The following is an 18,049-nucleotide window of genomic DNA, read 5'->3' on the forward strand; positions in this document are numbered from 1 at the left end:
GCCGGCTCAGCCGAGCTTCTTGGCCGACTTCAGCTCATCGGCGAGATCCTGGAAGATCTTCGCGTACGACTTGTACGAGTACGGCGCCGCTGCGTACCAGCCGTACACCTGGCCGGCCTTGACGGCGGGCAGGCTCGTCCAGGTCGGGATCTTCGCCAGATCCGACTTGAACGAGTCGTAGATGCGAGCGTCGAAGAGGATCACGTCGGCGTCGGCGAACTCGGAGGCCTGCTCCCAGCTGTACTGCTGGAAGGTGTCGGTGGTGTGCTTGGCCGGCGCGATGATGTCCAGCCCCTTGTCCTTCAACGTGGTCGCCTCGGAGAGGTTCTGCGGGTCGACCACGTACAGGCTGTCCTTGTCGCCGGACATGATGACGACCTTGAGTCCTGAGTCGGCTGCGATCGCGCTGATCTGCTCGAGCGCCTTGTCGTAGTCGGCTTTCTCGGCTTCGAGCGCGGCGCTCTTGGTGTTCGCGCCGAGCTTGCCGGCGAGGTCGACGAAGGTCTCGATCGCCGTCGTCGTGTCCTTGTAGGTGCCGGGCACAGCGACGGACGGAGCGAGGGCGAGGATCTGCTTCGACTGCTCGGCGGGCACGTACCAGAGGCTCTTGCCGTCGAAGCTGTAGTCGACGAGCAGCTGCGGGTTCATCAGCCCGTATTTCTCGGTGTCGAACTCGCCGTAGGTCTTGCCGAGCACGGTGACCTTGTCGAGGTCGATGCTGCCGGCCTGGTAGCTGAGCTTCCCGTCCACCGGGGTCAGCTCGCCGTACACGCCTGCCACGTGGTACCCCGCATCCCACAGCGACGCGGCGACGCTGCTCTGCGCGACGACGGTCGTGGGCACCTCGTCGAGATGCACCTTCTCGCCGCGCGCATCCGTGTAATCGAACGGGCCCGAGGCGGCCGACGCTGAGGCGTCGCCGCTTGACTTCGCGGTCGTTCCGACGCTGCTGCACGCCGACAGCGCGAGGGCGGCGGCCGCAGCCAGGGCAGCGGCGGTGAGCTTCAGGGTTCGTCGCTTCATGATCGGGTCTCTCCTTCTGCGGGGACGGGGTCGGCATCGAGGGGGCGATGCCGCGGGATGACGAGCGGGGTGCCCGACTCGGGATCGGTGATGATGCGGCAGGGCAGGCCGAAGACGTGCTCGACGAGCTCGGGCGTGACGATGTCGGCGGGCGTGCCGGCCGCGACGATCGCGCCGTCCTTCATGGCCACGAGGTGGGTGGCGTAGCGGGCGGCGAGGTTCAGGTCGTGCAGCACGGCGACGAGGGTGTGGCCGCGCTGGGCGCGCAGCCGGGAGCACAGGTCGAGCACCTCGACCTGGTGGGCGATGTCGAGGTAGGTCGTGGGCTCGTCCAGCAGCAGGATGTCGGTCTGCTGGGCGAGCGCCATCGCGAGCCAGACCCGCTGGCGCTGCCCGCCCGACAGCTCGTCGAAGGCCTGGCCGGCGAGCTCGGCGGTGCCGGTCAGCTCGAGCGCGGCGCGCACGGCCTGCTCGTCGGCCGGCGACCACTGCCGCAGCAACGACTGGTGCGGGTACCGCCCGCGAGCGACCAGGTCGATGACGGCGATGCCGTCTGGCGCCGACTGCGATTGCGGCAGCAGGCCGAGCCGGCGGGCGGCTTCCTTGGGGGCGTAGCTGTGGATGGCCTGCCCGTCGAGCAGCACGCGGCCGGACTCGGGCTTCAGCAGCCGGGCGAGACCGCGCAGCAGCGTCGACTTGCCGCTGCCGTTCGCGCCGACGATGACGGTGAACGAGCCGTCGGGAACGTCGAGGTCGAGCCGGTCGACGACGGTGCGGCCGTCGTAGCCGAGCGAGACCGATTCGGCGCGCAGGCGCGAGGCATCCGTCGTGGTCGCGGTCATGCGCGTCCCTTCTTCCATTCCCGGCCCAGCAGCCAGACGAGGTAGAGCCCGCCGACGACCCCGGTGAGCACGCCGACGGGCAGCTGGCGGGGCTGGAAGGCCTCGCGCGCGGCCAGGTCGGTGAGCACGAGCAGCACGGCGCCGGTGAGAGCGGATGCGAGCAGGTTCGGCCCGCTCGCCCGGGTCAGCCGCCGGGCCAGTTGCGGCGCCGCGAGCGCGACGAACGAGATCGGCCCGGCCGCGGCGACGGCCGCCGAGGCGAGCAGCACGCCCACTGCCATCGCGGCCAGGCGCAGCCGCTCGGTCGACAGGCCGAGGCTCAGGGCGCGCTCGTCGGCGAACTCGCCGACGGCGAGCGAGCGCTCGAGCAGCAGCGCGAGCACGGCGCCGACGACGACCACGGGCGCGAGCATCGCCAGTTTCGTCCAGTCGGAGCCGGCCAGATTGCCGACGAGCCACACGGCGGCGCTCTGCGCGTCGTACACCTGCGCATTCACGATCAGCAGCGAGTTCAGGGCCGCCAGCAGCGCGCCGGCGCCGATGCCGACGAGCACCAGCCGCAAGGGGGCGAGCCCGCGGTGCCGCAGCGAGAGCAGGAACACGACCGCTGCGGTGCCCGCCCCGCCGAGGACCGCGCCGAGCGAGGTCGCGGCGGCGCCGCCGGCGGTGAAGAGCATGGCGATGAGGGCGCCCGTCGCGGCACCGGTGTCGAAGCCGATCACATCGGGGCTGCCGAGCGGGTTGCGCGTCACCGACTGGAAGAGCGCTCCCGCGAGTCCGAGGGCGAGCCCGACCAGCGCGCCGACCGCCGCACGGGGCAGCCGCAGTTGCACGACGATCAGCTGCTCGGCCGGCGTGCCGTGGCCGGTGAGTGCGGCGAGCACGCCGCCGACCGGCACGAAGTTGACGCTGACCGACAGTGCGGCAACGATCGCGGCGAGCAGGGCGAGGAACAGCGCGGAGCAGACCGCCGCGGCCCGCGGCCGCACGACGAGCGACCACTGTGCGAGCCGGATCACCCGCGAGCGGGCGGGCCCGTGAGAGAGCACGGTCACAGCGCCACCAGCTTCCGCCGCCGCACGAGGGCGATGAAGACCGGGGCGCCGAGGATGGCGGTCATGATGCCCGCCTCGATCTCGCGCCCGGTGCCGATCACCCGGCCTGCGGTGTCGGCCAGCACGAGCAGCGCCGCCGACAGCAACATCGACATCGGCACGACCGCCCGCTGGTCAGGCCCGACGAGGAACCGCACGATGTGAGGGACGGTCAGGCCGAGGAATCCGATCGGGCCCGCCACCGCGGTGGCCGCCCCGCACAGCAGCGTGACGGCGGCCGCGGTCAGCACGCGCACCAGGCCGACGCGCACGCCGAGCGCCCGACCCCGGTCGTCGCCCAGCGCGAGCGCGTTGAGGCCCGGGGTGAGCAGCAGCGCGAGCACGGTTCCGACCACGAGGAACGGCAGCGCCGCAACCAGGGTGTCGAGTCCGCGGTTCACCACCGAGCCGGCCACCCAGAACCGCATGGTGTCGTAGCTGCGCTGGTCGCGCAGCGCGAGGGCGTTGATGTACGCGAGCAGCACGGCGCTGAGTGCGGCGCCGGCGAGCGCGAGCCGGGCGGGCGTGGCGCCGGAGCGGCCACCCGACCCGATGAGGTAGACGACGACGGATGCCGCAGCGGCGCCCCCGAGCGCGAGCCACATCTGCGGGTACCGGCCCGAGATGCCGAACAGTGCGAAGCCGGTGACGACGGCCGCCGCGGCGCCGGCGTTGACGCCGAGCAGCCCGGGGTCGGCGAGCGGGTTGCGGGTGAGCGCCTGCATCAGCGCGCCCGCCCCGCCGAGCGCGAGCCCCACCGCGACGGCCACGACGGTGCGCTCGAGGCGCAGGCCCCGCACGATGTCGGCCGCGGCGCCCGTCGAGTGCGGCGCGAGCGCGTGCAGCACGGTCGCCGGAGACAACGGCTGGCGGCCGACCATCAGGCTGAGCAGCGCGGCCGCCGCCACCGCGGCGAGCAGAGCGGCGAACAGCGCGAGGCGCCGACCGGACGAGTGGGGAGTCACAGTTAGGAGAGGCTCACCTCACTTCTCCTCCTGATCCAGCCCGCCGCCCTCCATCGCCTGCCTTGCGGCATCGTCTTCCGTAGGCTTGCGCGCATGACCGGAACCGACGCGACCGACGCCCCCGTCGAACAGAACGACCGCCCGATCGCGCTGGTGACCGGCGCCACCCGCGGCCTCGGCCGTGCGATCGCGCTCGAGCTCGGGCGCACCCACCACGTGCTCGTCGGCGGGCGAAGCGCCGCCGCCGCGGCATCCGTCGTCGATCTGCTGCCCTCGGCCGAGCCGTACCTCGCCGACCTCGCGCACGACCCGCTGCCGCCGCTGCCGAAGCGCCTCGATGTGCTCGTGCACTCGGCCGGGGTCGAGCGGGGCGACTGGATCGCCGAGACCGAGCGCGCGGTGTGGGAGGACGTGTTCGCCACCAACGTCTTCGCCGTGGCCGAGCTCACGCGCCTCGCGCTGCCCGCCCTGCGCGCCGCCCGCGGCGTCGTCGTCGCGATCAACAGCGGGTCGGGCTTCGTCAGCGGGCCGCGCGGCGGCGTGTACGCCGCGTCGAAGTTCGCGCTGCGCGCGCTGACGGATGCCTTGCGCGAGGAGGAACGCGGCAACGGGGTGCGCGTCGCCAGCGTGCACCCGGGGCGCGCCGACTCCGACATGCAGCGCGGCCTCACCGCCAAGCTCGGCGAGGAGTACGACACGAGCTACTACCTGGCGCCCGAGGACGTCGCCGCGGCGGTGCGCGCCGTCGTGGACCTGCCGCCGCGCGGCACGATCGAGACGATCACGGTGCGGCCGACGAAGAAGCGGTGAAGGCGGCCGACGGTCCGATCAGGCGAACGGGTCGGGGATGAGCACGTACTTGGTCTCGAGGTACTCGTGGATCCCCTCGAAGCCGCCCTCGCGGCCGACGCCCGACTGCTTCACGCCGCCGAACGGCGCCGCCGCGTTCGAGACCACGCCCACGTTGAGGCCCATCATGCCGGTGTCGAGCGCGTCGATGAGCCGCTGCGCCCGCGCCAGGTCGCGCGTGTAGGCGTAGCTCACCAGCCCGTACTCGGTGGCGTTCGCCTTGGCCACCGCATCGGACTCGTCACGGAACGGGGTGATCGCGACCACGGGGCCGAAGATCTCCTCTCGGAAGATGTCGGCATCGGTGCCGACCTCACCGAGGACGGTCGGTTCGAAGAAGCTGCCGGGGCCGTCGATCGGGCGGCCGCCGGCGAGCAGTGAAGCGCCCCGGCTCACCGCGTCCGCCACCAACTCGCCGACCTTGGCGACCGCCTTGTCGTCGATCAGCGGGCCGATCGTCACGCCCTCCTCGGTGCCCCGACCGACTCGGAATGTGCGCACGCGCTCGGTGAGGCGCCGGCCGAACTCGTCGGCGACCGACTCGTGCACCAGGAAGCGGTTCGCGGCTGTGCAGGCCTGGCCGATGTTGCGGAACTTCGCCGCAAGCGCGCCCTCGACGGCGGCGTCGAGGTCGGCGTCGTCGAAGACGAGGAATGGAGCGTTTCCGCCCAGCTCCATCGAGGTACGAAGCACGTTGTTCGCGGCTTTTTTCAACAGCTGCACGCCGACGGACGTCGATCCGGTGAAGGAGAGCTTGCGCAGCCGCGGGTCGGCGATGATCGCGTCGGAGACGGCGCCGGTGGCGCGGGTGGTCACCACGTTGAGCACGCCGTCCGGCAGGCCCGCCTCTTGCAGAAGCCCTGCGAGGAACAGGGTGGTCAGCGGCGTCAGCCCGGCCGGTTTGATCACCGCGGTGCACCCGGCGGCGAGGGCCGGCGCGATTTTGCGGGTGCCCATAGCCAGCGGGAAGTTCCACGGCGTGATGAGGTAGCACGGGCCGACCGCGCGCTGAGTGACGATCATGCGGCCCGTGCCCTCGGGATTCACGCCGTACCGCCCGTGGATGCGCACCGCCTCCTCCGAGAACCAGCGCAGGAATTCGCCGCCATAAGCCACCTCGTCCAGCGCCTCGGCCAGCGGCTTGCCCATCTCGAGAGTCATCAGCAGTGCGGCGTCCTCCTTGCGCTCCTGCAGCAGCTCCCACGCCCCGTGCAGGATCTCACCGCGGATGCGCGGCGATGTAGCCGCCCACGCCTCCTGGGCGGCGACCGCCGCATCGAGCGCGCGGACGCCGTCGGTGACGGACGCGTCGGCGACCGCGGTGAGCTCCTGGCCGGTCGCCGGGTCGCGCACAGCGAAGGTGTTGCCGCCCTCGGCGTCCACCCACTGACCGTCGATGAGCAGCTGGTGCGGGACGGCGCCGAGCAGTGACCGCTCGGCGGTCGACAACACGGCCAGGGTCTCAAGGCTCATGCTCAGCACCCTACGGACGCGCGCGCGTTGCTACGCATACCTGTTCGATCTGGCCGCCAGAGCGATCAGGTAGTACCGGCACCGTCGCCGGGCGGGGCAGGCTGAGCATCCGAATCGTTTCGTCACAGCCTGGAGTCAACGATGCTTCCGATCACCAATTTCCAACCGCCGTTCCGGATCACGCGGGCCAGCCACGTCGCGATCACCGCCAAGGACCTCGCCGCCAGCCGAGACTTCTACCGCGACGTCATCGGCCTGGTCGTGACCGAGGAGACGGATGACGCGGTGTACCTGCGCGGTCTGGAGGAGGCCGCCCACCACAGCCTCACGCTGTACCAGGAGAAGGGCGAGGAGGCCAAGGCGCTGTACATCGGCCTGCGCGTCCAGCGCGACGAGGACATCGTGAGCGCCGAGAACTTCTTCAAGGCCAACGGTATCGACTACCGGCGGGTCGAGAAGCCGCACCAGGGGCCGACGATCGAATTCCGCGACCCGGTGGGCACGCACATCGAGCTCACGAGCTCGATGACGACGGTCGAGCGCAAGATGCAGGACTTCGACGAGTTCGTCGCGGGCGCCCCGCAGCGCATCGACCACTTCCAGGTGGTGAGCTACGACGTGCAGGCGGCGACCGACTTCTGGGCGGGGCTCGGCATGCGCCTCGCGGAATACACCGCGAAGGACGGAACCGACGAGCTGTGGGGTTCGTGGATGGAGGTCAAGGGGAACACGCACGACCTCGTCTTCACCAATGGTCGAGGCCCGCGCCTGCACCACTTCGCCTACACAGTGCCCGACGGCATCTCCCTGCTTCACGCCGCCGACGTCGCGGGTGCCCGCGGCTTCGGGGAGGAGATCGACCGCGGCCCCGGCCGGCACGGCATCAGCAACGCGCTGTTCCTCTACCTGCGCGACCCCGACCAGCATCGGGTCGAGCTGTTCACCACGCACTACCAGTTCATCGACCTCGAGGACGAGCCCATCCGGTGGGATATCAGCGACGCCCGCCGTGCTCAGCTCTGGGGCATGCCCGCCTCGCGGCGCTGGTTCTTCGAGGCGAGCGAGTTCCCGGACGAACCGGTGCTGGAGCCGCTGCTGACGGCCGCGCCGTCGACCCTCGAGGACTATCTGCAGCTGCACTGACGGTGCGGCGCCGCTCTAGGCTCTGAGCGTGGAGTTGCGCCAGCTCAGGTACTTCAAGGCCGTGGTCGAGGCCGGCTCGCTGACTGCCGCTGCGGCCGAGCTGCACATCTCGCAGCCGCCCCTGAGCCTTGCGATCTCGAAGTTCGAGGCCGAGCTCGGCGTGCAGCTGCTCACCCGTTCGCCTCGGGGCGTCGAGCCGACGAGCGCGGGGCGCTATCTCCTCGAAGAGGCGTCCCGCGTTCTCGGCGAGCTCGACGACATCCGTGCCCGGCTCGCGAACTATGGCGCCGGGGTCGCCGGGGTGGTCACGATCGCGGCGGTGCCCACCCTGATGAGATATCGGATTCCGCGGCTTCTCGCCTCCCACGCGGCCGAGTTCCCCGAGGTGGACGTGCGCCTGGTCGACCCTCCCCCGTGGACCGCGATCGACCTGCTGCTCGAGCGGAAGGCCGACCTCGCCGTCGTGATGGTCGCGGACGGCGCCCGGTTCGCGGAGCGGCACCGCGCCGAGCTGCACGCGCTGCCCTGGGGCACCGCGCCGCTCGTGGGGGCGTTCCCGCCCGATCTCGACGGGGAGTTCGGCGCACGTGCGCCGCTCTCGGCCTTCCACGGCGAGATCGTCGCCCTGCCCAAGCGCACCCTCGCGGTGCCGAGCCTTCCCGAGGCCGTGGAGGAGGCGTTCGACCGGCACGGGATCGTTCCGCGCGAGTTGCGGGTGCTCGAGACCATCCAGACCTGCATCCCGCTGATCCAGGCGGGCATGGCGCGGTCCATCCTGCCCGACCCGGACGGCGCGAGCATGGCGTCGGCCGGTCTCACCCTGCGCCCGCTCGAGCCCGCCCCGCGCCCCCTCGACGTGCTCGCACTGAGCCGCCGGGGACCCGCGCCGGCTCCTGCGGTGTCGCGGCTGCTGGAGCGGATCGCGTCGTCCCGCTCAGCCGAGTGACTGCTCGATGCGTCGCGCCGCGGCGCTGAGCGTCGCCGCGACCTCGTCGAGATCCACGTCGCGGCTCGCGTAGACGACGGCGAGCGATGCCGGCCGACCGTCCCGGGTGTGCAGGGGCACGGCGACCGACGACAGGCCGGGGAAGATCTCGTCGTGGCTGGTCTCGTAGCGCCGGGGCGGGTGGGCGGTCGGGTCGAGCTGAGAGCGGATGACCCGGCCGGGGGCTCCGCGATCGATGGAGTGCCTGCTTCCCGGCCGCTGCGCCACGGGTGCGTCGACGCGGCGCGGCTCGGCGGTGCTGAGGGTCACGGCCTCCTCGCCGTCGTGCACGACGACGAACGCCGTCATGCCGAGTTCGTTGGCGAGCGCGGTGAGTTCCGGGGCCGCGGCGGTCTGCAGGTCGCGTGCCACGTTGCGGGCCAGCGCCGCGACCCGCGCCCCTAGCTCCAGCCCGCCGCCCGCCGTGCGGGTAACGAAGCCGTGCTGCTCGAGGGTGCGCACCAGGCGGTACGCCATCGACCGGTGCACTCCGAGGCGTTCCGCGAGTTCGGGGACGGTGAGGGGCGCGTGGGCGTCGCCGATCTCCGTCAGCGCAGCCAGCCCACGCGCGAGCGTTTGGGAGCCCGGCTCGCCGCGGCCGTTGGACAGCGTCACACCTCGATCTTGCCGTGCTTGCCCCTTCCGGAGCGACGGGTTTAGCATCGTTTCTATTATTGCAATCGCGTCTCAACTATAGAGACAGACAAAGGAGTCAGATTGTCCCCCGTGATCCCCGCACCCGAGCTCTCCCGCACCCGCGAGCAACGTCGCGTGTTCGTCGCCACCGCCATTGGAACCATGACCGAGTGGTACGACTTCTTCACCTACGCGTCGGCGAGCGCCCTCATCTTCGCCACCGAGTTCTTCGCCCCGGCCGGTCCCGGGTTCGCGACGATCGTCGCGTTCCTGACCCTCGGCCTGAGCTACCTGTTCCGGCCCCTCGGCGCATTCATCGCCGGCCATCTCGGAGACAAGATCGGCCGTCGCAAGATGCTGGTGTGGACGCTGCTCACCATGGGCATCGCGACCACGCTGATCGGTTTCGTCCCGACCTACGGCACGATCGGCATCTCGGCGCCGATCATCCTCATCCTGCTGCGCATCCTCCAGGGGCTTTCCGCGGGCGGCGAGTGGGGCGGCGCCGTGCTGATGTCGGTCGAACACGCGCCGGCCGCACGCCGCGGGGCCCTCGGGGTCGCGCCGCAGATCGGAGTGCCGCTCGGCCTGCTGACCTCCTCGGGCGTGATGGCGATCATGACGATGATCGCGCCGGGCGAGGCCTTCGTCGAGTGGGGCTGGCGGGTGCCGTTCCTGCTCAGCATCGTGCTCGTCGGCGTCGGCTACTACGCCCGGTTGCGCCTCGAGGAGAGCCCCGTCTTCACGCGCCTCGAACAGGAGGGCGAGCGGGTGCGGGTCCCCGTCGTGCAGCTGTTCCGCCGGCACGGATGGCTCGTGCTGGTGGCTTCACTCATCTTCGCCGGCAGCACCGGGGTGGGGACCATGACGACCGGCGGCTTCGTGCAGAACTACACGACGGACCCGACCGGCCCGATCCACCTCGACCGCGAGCCGATTCTGTGGGCGGTCGCCCTGGGCTCGCTGTGCTGGCTGCTGTCGACCTGGGTCTCGGGAGTGGTCTCCGACCGGTTCGGACGCAAGCGGGTCTATGTGTTCGGCTGGCTCGCGCAGCTCGTCGGCGTGGTCGCCCTCTTCCCGCTCGTCAACCTCGGCACCGTGTGGTCCACGCTGCTGGGTCTCGTGATCCTGAGCGTGGGCATCGGGATCACCTACGGACCGCTGTCGGTCGTGTACGCCGAGCTGTTCCCCGCCCCCATCCGCTACTCCGGCGTCGCGATCACCTACGCGATCGGCGCGGTCCTCGGCGGTGCATTCGGGCCGGTCATCGCGAGCACCCTCGTCAAGACGACCGGCGGAACCGCCGCGGTCACGGTCTATCTCGTGGTCCTGACCCTCGTCGGCCTGGCCGCCACCCTCGTGCTGCACGACCGCACCGGCGTCGCGCTCGACGGGCACGCCACGCAGGACGAGACGCCGTGGATGTTCGCACGGTCGAAGGCGCCGGCGATCCCCGCCGGCTCCGACCCGGTCGTCTGACCCCACCGTCTTACGAGAATCGACGGCTTCGAGAAAGCGAGCGACAAGATTGCAGATCCACCACCGCGGCTATGAGTCCGGCGACCCTCGGGTCAAACCGGCTGCCGGATTCGGCATCGACCGCCCCACCGAGATCCCCGACGAGATGGACGTGCTCATCGTCGGCACCGGACCGGCCGCCGCGGTGGTGACGGCCCAGCTCTCGCGCTTCCCCTCGATCAACGCCCGCGCGATCGAGAAGCGCCCCGGTCGCCTGGCCGTCGGACAGGCCGACGGCATCCAGGCACGCTCGGTGGAGACCTTCCAGGCGTTCGGATTCGCCGGCGAGGTGATCGACGAGGCCTACCGCAACGTCGAGATGTGCTTCTGGAAGCCGGATCCGCTCGATCCGAGCCGGATCGTGCGGGCCTCGCGCGCGCCGGACGACGCGACCGGCATCAGCGAGTTCCCGCACATCTACGTCAACCAGTCTCGGATCCTCGACTACTTCCTGCGCGACGCCGTGCGCGCCCCGGGCCGGATCGTGCCCGACTACGGCGTCGAGTTCCTCGACTGCACGATCGACCCCGATGCCGAGTACGCGGTGGCTGCGCGCATCCGCTATGTCACCGGTCCTCGGGCCGGTGAGGAGCGCACGGTGCGCGCGAAGTACCTGGTGGGCGGTGACGGCGCTCGCAGCCGCGTGCGCGCGTCGCTCGGGCACCGCCTGCACGGCGAGTCGTCGATGCACGCCTGGGGCGTGATGGACATCCTGTCCAACACCGACTTCCCCGACATCCAGGTCAAGTGCTCGATCCAGTCGCACGACGCGGGCAACATCCTGCTCATTCCCCGCGAGGGCGGATACCTGGTGCGGATGTACGTCGATCTCGGCGAGGTCGACGAGTCGGATGCCGGAGCGGTGCGTGCCACCCCCATCGAGGCGATGATCGAGAAGGCGAATCGGGTGCTGCATCCGTACACGCTCGACGTGAAAGTCGTGACCTGGTGGTCGGTGTACGAGGTGGCCCACCGCATCACCGACGGTTTCGACGACGTCCCTCCCGAGCTCGCCGGCATCCGCGCGCCGCACGCGTTCATCATGGGCGACGCGTGCCACACGCACTCTGCGAAGGCCGGGCAGGGAATGAACGTGTCGATCCAAGACGGGTTCAACCTCGGGTGGAAGCTCGCCGCGGTGCTCGAGGGTCGCGCGCCCGAGCCGCTGCTGTCCACCTACGCCAGCGAGCGCAAGGTGGTGGCGCAGAATCTCATCGACTTCGACAAGGAGTGGGCCGAGATGCTGGCCCGCCCCGTCGACGCCTGGGAGGATCCGGCGGAGCTGGAGCGCTACTACCTCGCCACGATGGAGTTCCCCGCGGGCTTCATGACGCAGTATGCGCCGTCGATGATCGTGCTCGGCACCGAGCACCAGGAGCTCGCGACGGGGTTCCCCGTCGGCAAGCGCTTCAAGTCGGCCGAGGTGATCCGCCGCGCGGACAACCGCTGGCGCCACCTCGGTCACCTGCACGAAGCCGACGGGCGTTGGCGCGTGTACGTGTTCGCGGACTCCGCGCCGCCCGCCCTGAGCGGCACGCCCACGGCCGACTTCGCCCAGTGGTGGGCGCACGAGCCGTCGTCGCCGCGGGTGCGCTACACGCCGGCGGGCGGTGACGACGACGCCGTCTTCGACACCAAGGTCGTCTACCAGCAGAACTACACGCTGGTCGAGCCCGGCGACGTTCCCGACGCGTTCAAGCCGGTCAAAGCGCCGTTCGGCCTCGTCGACATCAACCAGATCTTCGCCTCCGGGCATGGCCGGGACATCTTCCGCGAACGCGGCATCAGCCGTGATGGCGCCATCGTGGTCGTGCGGCCCGACCAGTACGTCGCGGCCGTGCTGCCGCTCGCGGCGCGCAGCGAACTGGCCGACTTCTTCGACGGGAACATGCGGGCGCAGGCCGGCGCGATGCTCGCCGCGCGCTAAGCGTGCTCGGAACCGTGCCGCAGCTTCATCCGCGAGCCGGAGGCGAACGTCGCGTTGACGATGTCGTCCGCGGAGATCTCACCGGTCAGCTCGGCGCTGATGCCGCCTTCGCCGACGACCAGCACCCGGTCGCAGAGCAGGGACAGCTCGTTCTCGTCCGACCCGGCGACGAGCACGGTGCAGCCCGCTGCTGCCGCCTGCCGGATGGCGGTGATGATGATGTGGCGAGCGCCGACGTCGACGGCCTGGGTCGGCTCGTGCAGCACCAGCAGGCGCGGCGAGCTGGAGAGCCACTTGGCCAGCACCACCTTCTGCTGGTTGCCGCCGCTGAAGGTTCCGACCGGCGCCTGCGGGGTGCGCGGCCGCACGTCGAGTCGCTCGAGCCACTCCTCCACGGTCGCGCGGCCTTCCCGCGCCGGCAGCGGCAGCAGTGGCGTGTTCGAGGCGGCGCTGCGCAGCACGAGAGCGTTCTCGGCGACGGTGAGGTCCAGGGCGAGGCCGGCGCGCTCGCGCCCCTCGGGGACGAGGGCGATGCGGTGCGCGATCGCCTTCTGCGGGTTCAGCTTCGGCAGCGCCAGCTGCGTGTCGCCGATGGTCAGCGTTCCGGCGACGGCCTGCTGCGCCCCGGTGATGAGATACGGGATCTCCGCGTATCCCGAGTCGGGCGTGCCCGTGACGCCGAGGATCTCGCCGGCCTCGATCGCGAAGCCGAGGCCGCTGAGCGGCCCTCCGGTCAGGCCGGAGACGTGCACCGGGTCGCCGCCGGCCCGCTCATCGCGTGAGGCGCCGCCGAGGTCGACGAGGTTGCGGCCGAGCATGAGCCGCGTGAGGTCGGCCTCGCTGAGGCCCGCCACCTCGCGCCCCGACTCAATCGACTGACCGTCGCGCAGCACAGTCACGCGGTCGGCCGCGTCGACGACCTCTTCCAGACGGTGCGTGATCATCAGCACCGAGGTGCCGGTCTTCACGATCTCGTCGAGCATCTGGAAGAAGTGCTCCAGTGAGCGCCGGGTCAGCGCGCGCGTCGACTCATCGAAGATGATGAGCCCGCCGCCGGCCTGCGCGTCCTGCAGCGCGCGGGCGATGGCGACCGTCGCGCGCTCCTCCTCGCTCAGCGAGCCGACGGGGGCCTCGAGCGGGACGCGCCGGCCGAGACGGTCGAACACCGCGCGCGCCTGCTCCCGCTCATGCCGCCAACGGATGCGCCGCCCGAGCCGCGTTGCGCTGAACCGGCCCACCCTCAGGTTCTCAAGCACCGTCATGTCGTCCACGAGGCCGAGGCTCTGGTGCACGACGGCCACACCGCGGGCCATGGACTCGTTGGGGCTGACCGGCAGCTTGAGGGGGACGCCATCGACGGCGACCCGGCCGCCCGGGTCGGGGCGGTACAGGCCGGTGAGCACCTTCGCGAGCGTCGATTTGCCCGATCCGTTCTGCCCGATCAGGCCGTGGATCTCGCCCGGCCGCACGTCCAAGGAGACGTCACGCAGCACGCGGTTGCGACCGAAGGTGACCGAGATGCTCTCGACGTCGAGCCGGTTCTCCGGCGCGGGAGCCCGGTCCACCGCCTGCGCCTGGCTCATGAGACGCCCCACAGCTTGGCGAACTTCTCGGTGAAGTCGGTTGGCCCGAACCACTCGCCCGAGGCCTGGGCGGCCGCGGTGATCTTCACGTCTTTGATCGAGTCGCGTGTGAACAGCCGCACGGGGATCGTGTACTTCGGCAACTGCGCACCCGTCAGCATGCGCAGCACCGCGTCGGTGTCGGCCCAGCCCTGGTAGGCCGAGGCCTGCCCGACTGCCGCGTAGAGGAAGTTCTTCGACTGCAGCATCTGCAGGCTGCTGAGCTGCGCGGCGCCGGTCGCGCCCTTGATCGAGCCCGACTTGCCTGCCTGCTGCACGCCGCCCAGGGTGGGCTGCACGAACTGCTCGAACTCGGAGACGATGTAGCCCGCGTCGGGGGTCTTCAGCAGTGCCGAGCTGGTCGACGAGGGCACCAGGGAGAAGTTCGCCGACGAGATCTTGTTGAGCGTCACCTTGCAGTCGGGGCACTGCTTCTTCAGCTCCGCCTCTCCGGCCTTGTAGTAGACCTCGGGCGCGGGGCCGTCCTGGTTGAGGCTGAACACAAGCGACGCCTTGCCGCCCGAGTCGAGGGTGATCCAGTCGGCCAGGGCGACCATCTGCGCCGAACCGGGTGCCTCGATGTAGCCGAGGGTCTTCGAGGCCGGGTGCGCGTCGTCGACGACCTGGTCGGTGTTCAGCACGGCGATTCCCGCCTTCTGCGCGGCGTCGAAGGCGTTGGCGGCGATCGTGTACGGAATACCGTCGGTGATGATCGCCGCGGCTTTGCCCTGGGTGGCCTGGTCGACGCAGGCACCGATCGCGGTGGGCGTGCCCTCGCCGTTGCACACCTGCAGCTTGAGGCCCGCCTTGGTCAGCGCCTGCTTGAGGGCCGCCTGCGTGACGGAGAACTGCGGCGCCTGCTGCGTGATCGGGATGTAGTAGACCGTCTTACCCGCGAGCCCGGAGATGTCGCCGACGGGGTCGGTCGGCACCGGGTAGCTGTCGCCGGCCTTCTCGAGGTGGGCGACGGTCTTGGCCAGGGCGTCGTTCGTAGTGCCCGCCGACGATCCGGAGGTGCTGGCCGGGCCCGTCGCGCCGCAGCCGGAGAGCGTGAGGCCGACGAGGCCTGCGGCGGCGACGGCGAGCGCGATGCGGGTGCGCGCCCGGCGGAGGGTGGGGAGGCGGTTCATGGGGAGACCTTTCTTGACAACTCTGGCAAGGGGGAAAGCGTGTGCGCCGTCAGCGCGATCGTGCGTGCAGCAGCGTCGAGATGGTCACGGCCACGACGAGCACGCCGCCGTAGAAGACCGACGAGACCCAGGCCGCGAGGCCGAGCAGCTGCAGCCCGATCACGCCGGTGGCGAGGAAGAAGACGGCGACCAGCGTGCCGAGCGGGTTGAACTTTCCCGGCTCGAAAATGGCGGTGCCGAGGAAGGTCGCGGCGAACATCGGCAGCAGGTAGCTCTGGGACACGCTGGGGTCGAAGCCTCCCGTCGCGGCAGCGGACAGAACGCCACCGATGCCGGCGATGAGACCCGCGAACACGAAAGCGCCGAAGCGGATACGCGTGACACGGATGCCCGCGAGCCGGCTCACCTCGCGGTTCGCCCCCACGAAGCGCATGTTGCGCCCGAGCGGCGTGAAGCGCATCACGTAGGCGAAGAACAGAAGCAGCACGACGCCCTCGTAGAAGTTGACCGGCAGCCCGAACAGCTGGAAGAGGGAGATCTGGGCGAAGGAGCCCGGCAAGCCGCTGACCGGGGTGAGGTTGCTGACCCAGAGCGCGATGCCGAGCAGGAACGTGCCCATCCCCAGCGTGACGACGATGGTGTTGACGCCGAGCCGCACCACGAGCCATCCGTTCAACGCACCCGCCGCGGTCGAGATGGCGATCGCCGCGAGAGCGGCCACCCACACGTTCCAGTGGGCGTTGACATTGAGCACGGAGACGAAGATGGCGGCGAGGCCGAAGTTCGATGCGATCGACATGTCGACGAACTCGCCGACGATGATCGTGCACAGCAGGGCCGCCGTAAGGAACATGAGCGCCTGCTGGCTGCTGAAGATCGTCTTGAACGTTCCGGAGGTGAGGAACGTCGACGGCTCGAGCACGCCATACAGGATGATGAGCAGCACCCACACGCCGACCACGGCGAAGCGGGAGCTGAACCAACCGAAACCGCGAGGGGCGCCCCGATCGGGGGCCTCGAGGGGAACCGTCGCCGGACTGTGTGCGTTGGTGGTGCTCGTCATTGGGTACCTCGGCGTGCTGTCGATCTGATGCCGTTGCCCCTGAGGGCAGCGAACTGCGGGCCAGGCGTGCCGCTCCCGAGAAGCCCTTCCGCGACGTGCGCGACCGGCCTCACTGCCCACTTCGTCGAGGGCGTCACCCGTGAAGAGTAACCACGTCGTACACGACCGGTCAATCTGTTTTCTTATGCGATTTGTTACGAAAAGAACGAGAACGGATGTGGCGCTTCAGACCGCTTCGGAGTCCAACCGCTCTTGATACGAAGTGATCGCCTCGAGTGTGTTCAGCTCGTGGCGCCGCGCCGTGGTCTCGATCACCTCGGTGTCTGCGCGAATCTCAAGCAGGTCGAGCAGAGCGTCGTGCTCGGCGACCGAGGCGAGCGCGCGGCCCGGCGCGTACCAGTAGGCGGAGCGCCGGACGAGGTCGACCCTCGCCCATTCGGCGTCGAGCAACTGGGTGAGGTGCTCATCGCCGCACCGGGTGTAGATCTCCGCATGAAACGCCCGATTGAGACGACCGAACCGCACCGGGTCGAATTCGCCCAGCGCCTTCTCCATGTCGCGGTTCATCGCGCGCGCGGCGTCGATGTTCTCGGCCGTCAGGTGCTCGACCGAGAGGGCGGTCGCGAGGCCCTCGAGCCGGGCCACGATGCGCATGCTGGAGGCGAACGCGCCCGTGTCGAAGGTCTTCACGATGGCACCGACGTGAGGGACGACCTCGACCCAGCCCTCGGCCTCGAGCCGGCGCACCGCTTCCCGCCAGGGAATGACGCTGGCGTTGGACTCGCGCTTCAACTGATCCACCACGATGCGGTGACCAGGCCCGTAGGTGCCGTCCATGATGCGGCCCTTGAGGGTCACATAGCACTCCTCGGTCTTGCTCATGCGAACGCGTCCTCCCTGACTGGCGGTGCTCGACATGGTACGTGGCGCCACGGGAGTCCGCGCCTGTTGCTTGTCACCCGATAAGAAGTCTTATACGATCTGACTCGGCTCAGCCGCCGCAACGGAGCAGCGAAGAAGGACGCCAGTATGACCGAACTGACCGCCCGCGACATCCCCTACGAGCATCGCGGCACCCGAATGACCGGCTACTTCTGTGCGCCGAAGGGCGGACAGACCGGGCTTCCCGGGCTCGTGCTCGTGCACGATGCCTTCGGCCTCGGTGAACCGATGATCCGGCTCGCCCATCGATACGCCCACCTCGGCTTCGCCGTTCTCGCCGCCGATGTGTGGGGCGAGCGCAAAGTCCCCGGCTCGGGCGAGGAGATCGGACCGCTGATCGGAGGCATGGTCGCCGACCGAGAGGAATGGCTCGGTCGCATCGACTCGGCCCACGCCGCCCTCGTGGCCCAGCCCGAGGTCGCCGGCCCCGAGACCGCGATCGCGGGTTACTGCTTCGGCGGGGCATCCGCTCTCGAATACGTTCGCGTCGGCGGCCCGGTGCGCGCGGCCGTCAGCGTGCACGGCGGACTCGACCTGCTCGCCCCCGACTGGCACGAGGCGACGCGCTCGGCGCAGGTGCTCGTGTGCACGGGCTCGGCGGACCCGATGGCGACGGCCGCGCTGCGCGACGCCCTGACGACCGCCATGACCGACGCCGGGATCACGTGGGAGCTCGACCTATACAGCGGCGCGCAGCACGGATTCACCAACCCGCTCTCCGACCTTCCCGGCATGCCTCCCGGCGTCGCCTACGACGAGCGCGCCTCGGAGCGTGCCTGGGCGGCGACGGAGAGCTTCCTGCGCGACGTGTTCGCCGCCGGGTGACCGATCGACCCC

Annotated in this window: 16 protein-coding genes; 6 read left to right on the forward strand and 10 right to left on the reverse strand. The window is 70.3% G+C overall.

Annotation, left to right across the window (positions count from 1 at the left end):
* Positions 1 to 6: 6 nt before the first annotated feature.
* From H563_RS15860 to H563_RS0108725, 4 genes are read right to left on the reverse strand one after another with little or no spacing between them, the layout of a single operon-like run.
* Positions 7 to 1,023 carry an ABC transporter substrate-binding protein gene (locus H563_RS15860; protein ID WP_022882221.1) on the reverse strand — a complete coding sequence of 339 codons (1,017 nt, stop codon included), beginning with the start codon at positions 1,021 to 1,023 and terminating at the stop codon, positions 7 to 9.
* A complete protein-coding gene (locus tag H563_RS0108715; RefSeq protein ID WP_022882222.1) occupies positions 1,020 to 1,865 on the reverse strand; it encodes an ABC transporter ATP-binding protein in 846 nt (281 codons plus the stop codon). The genes H563_RS15860 and H563_RS0108715 overlap by 4 nt, the downstream gene beginning before the upstream one ends.
* A complete protein-coding gene (locus H563_RS0108720) occupies positions 1,862 to 2,920 on the reverse strand; it encodes a FecCD family ABC transporter permease (RefSeq protein WP_022882223.1) in 1,059 nt (352 codons plus the stop codon). The genes H563_RS0108715 and H563_RS0108720 overlap by 4 nt, the downstream gene beginning before the upstream one ends.
* Complete coding sequence (locus H563_RS0108725; RefSeq protein WP_022882224.1) at positions 2,917 to 3,924, reverse strand: FecCD family ABC transporter permease; 1,008 nt, start codon at positions 3,922 to 3,924, stop codon at positions 2,917 to 2,919. The genes H563_RS0108720 and H563_RS0108725 overlap by 4 nt, the downstream gene beginning before the upstream one ends.
* Positions 3,925 to 4,017: 93 nt before the next feature.
* Here H563_RS0108725 and H563_RS0108730 point away from each other — a divergent pair, with 93 nt between their 5' ends.
* On the forward strand, positions 4,018 to 4,734 hold the full coding sequence (locus H563_RS0108730) for an SDR family oxidoreductase (protein ID WP_022882225.1): 717 nt from the start codon (positions 4,018 to 4,020) through the stop codon (positions 4,732 to 4,734).
* A gap of 18 nt (positions 4,735 to 4,752) precedes the next feature.
* Here H563_RS0108730 and H563_RS0108735 read toward each other — a convergent pair whose 3' ends face one another.
* Entirely contained in the window at positions 4,753 to 6,246 is a 1,494-nt protein-coding gene (locus H563_RS0108735) for an NAD-dependent succinate-semialdehyde dehydrogenase (RefSeq protein WP_155865125.1), read from the reverse strand.
* A gap of 141 nt (positions 6,247 to 6,387) precedes the next feature.
* On the opposite strand from H563_RS0108735, the gene hpaD reads away from it, so the two are divergent.
* Positions 6,388 to 7,389, forward strand: a complete 1,002-nt coding sequence (gene hpaD / locus H563_RS0108740; protein ID WP_022882227.1) for a 3,4-dihydroxyphenylacetate 2,3-dioxygenase — start codon at positions 6,388 to 6,390, stop codon at positions 7,387 to 7,389.
* Positions 7,390 to 7,417: 28 nt separating this feature from the next.
* Positions 7,418 to 8,335: a LysR family transcriptional regulator gene (locus H563_RS17405; RefSeq protein WP_022882228.1), complete on the forward strand. Its 918-nt coding sequence runs from the start codon at positions 7,418 to 7,420 to the stop codon at positions 8,333 to 8,335.
* Here the strand turns inward: H563_RS17405 and H563_RS0108750 are convergent.
* Positions 8,324 to 8,989, reverse strand: a complete 666-nt coding sequence (locus H563_RS0108750) for an IclR family transcriptional regulator (RefSeq protein WP_027479261.1) — start codon at positions 8,987 to 8,989, stop codon at positions 8,324 to 8,326. The genes H563_RS17405 and H563_RS0108750 overlap by 12 nt on opposite strands.
* A 111-nt stretch (positions 8,990 to 9,100) precedes the next feature.
* Here H563_RS0108750 and H563_RS15870 point away from each other — a divergent pair, with 111 nt between their 5' ends.
* Both H563_RS15870 and H563_RS0108760 read left to right on the forward strand, forming a co-directional pair.
* Positions 9,101 to 10,489, forward strand: a complete 1,389-nt coding sequence (locus tag H563_RS15870; RefSeq protein WP_022882230.1) for an MFS transporter — start codon at positions 9,101 to 9,103, stop codon at positions 10,487 to 10,489.
* Positions 10,490 to 10,538: 49 nt separating this feature from the next.
* The gene (locus H563_RS0108760) at positions 10,539 to 12,455 is read left to right on the forward strand and encodes an FAD-dependent monooxygenase (protein ID WP_022882231.1); all 1,917 of its coding nucleotides are present in this window, start codon (positions 10,539 to 10,541) and stop codon (positions 12,453 to 12,455) included.
* Here H563_RS0108760 and H563_RS15875 read toward each other — a convergent pair.
* The 4 genes from H563_RS15875 to H563_RS0108780 form a co-directional block, all read right to left on the reverse strand.
* The gene (locus H563_RS15875) at positions 12,452 to 14,038 is read right to left on the reverse strand and encodes a sugar ABC transporter ATP-binding protein (protein ID WP_022882232.1); all 1,587 of its coding nucleotides are present in this window, start codon (positions 14,036 to 14,038) and stop codon (positions 12,452 to 12,454) included. The genes H563_RS0108760 and H563_RS15875 overlap by 4 nt on opposite strands.
* Positions 14,035 to 15,207, reverse strand: a complete 1,173-nt coding sequence (locus tag H563_RS0108770) for a sugar ABC transporter substrate-binding protein (RefSeq protein WP_022882233.1) — start codon at positions 15,205 to 15,207, stop codon at positions 14,035 to 14,037. The genes H563_RS15875 and H563_RS0108770 overlap by 4 nt, the downstream gene beginning before the upstream one ends.
* A gap of 49 nt (positions 15,208 to 15,256) precedes the next feature.
* Complete coding sequence (locus tag H563_RS0108775) at positions 15,257 to 16,270, reverse strand: ABC transporter permease (protein ID WP_022882234.1); 1,014 nt, start codon at positions 16,268 to 16,270, stop codon at positions 15,257 to 15,259.
* 225 nt (positions 16,271 to 16,495) lie between these two features.
* The gene (locus H563_RS0108780; RefSeq protein WP_022882235.1) at positions 16,496 to 17,188 is read right to left on the reverse strand and encodes a GntR family transcriptional regulator; all 693 of its coding nucleotides are present in this window, start codon (positions 17,186 to 17,188) and stop codon (positions 16,496 to 16,498) included.
* A 111-nt stretch (positions 17,189 to 17,299) separates the two neighbouring features.
* On the opposite strand from H563_RS0108780, the gene H563_RS0108785 reads away from it, so the two are divergent.
* Complete coding sequence (locus H563_RS0108785; RefSeq protein ID WP_022882236.1) at positions 17,300 to 18,037, forward strand: dienelactone hydrolase family protein; 738 nt, start codon at positions 17,300 to 17,302, stop codon at positions 18,035 to 18,037.
* Positions 18,038 to 18,049: the final 12 nt, after the last annotated feature.

This window comes from Gryllotalpicola ginsengisoli DSM 22003 (genome assembly GCF_000419445.1).
GTDB lineage: Bacteria > Actinomycetota > Actinomycetes > Actinomycetales > Microbacteriaceae > Gryllotalpicola > Gryllotalpicola ginsengisoli.

Coding starts and splice junctions, on each gene's coding strand:
- H563_RS15860 (WP_022882221.1), bottom strand. CDS start 1,023: ATGAAGCGACGAACCCTGAAGCTCACCGCCGCTGCCCTGGCTGCGGCC.
- H563_RS0108715 (WP_022882222.1), bottom strand. CDS start 1,865: ATGACCGCGACCACGACGGATGCCTCGCGCCTGCGCGCCGAATCGGTC.
- H563_RS0108730 (WP_022882225.1), top strand. CDS start 4,018: ATGACCGGAACCGACGCGACCGACGCCCCCGTCGAACAGAACGACCGC.
- H563_RS0108735 (WP_155865125.1), bottom strand. CDS start 6,246: ATGAGCCTTGAGACCCTGGCCGTGTTGTCGACCGCCGAGCGGTCACTG.
- hpaD (WP_022882227.1), top strand. CDS start 6,388: ATGCTTCCGATCACCAATTTCCAACCGCCGTTCCGGATCACGCGGGCC.
- H563_RS15875 (WP_022882232.1), bottom strand. CDS start 14,038: ATGAGCCAGGCGCAGGCGGTGGACCGGGCTCCCGCGCCGGAGAACCGG.
- H563_RS0108770 (WP_022882233.1), bottom strand. CDS start 15,207: ATGAACCGCCTCCCCACCCTCCGCCGGGCGCGCACCCGCATCGCGCTC.
- H563_RS0108775 (WP_022882234.1), bottom strand. CDS start 16,270: ATGACGAGCACCACCAACGCACACAGTCCGGCGACGGTTCCCCTCGAG.
- H563_RS0108780 (WP_022882235.1), bottom strand. CDS start 17,188: ATGTCGAGCACCGCCAGTCAGGGAGGACGCGTTCGCATGAGCAAGACC.
- H563_RS0108785 (WP_022882236.1), top strand. CDS start 17,300: ATGACCGAACTGACCGCCCGCGACATCCCCTACGAGCATCGCGGCACC.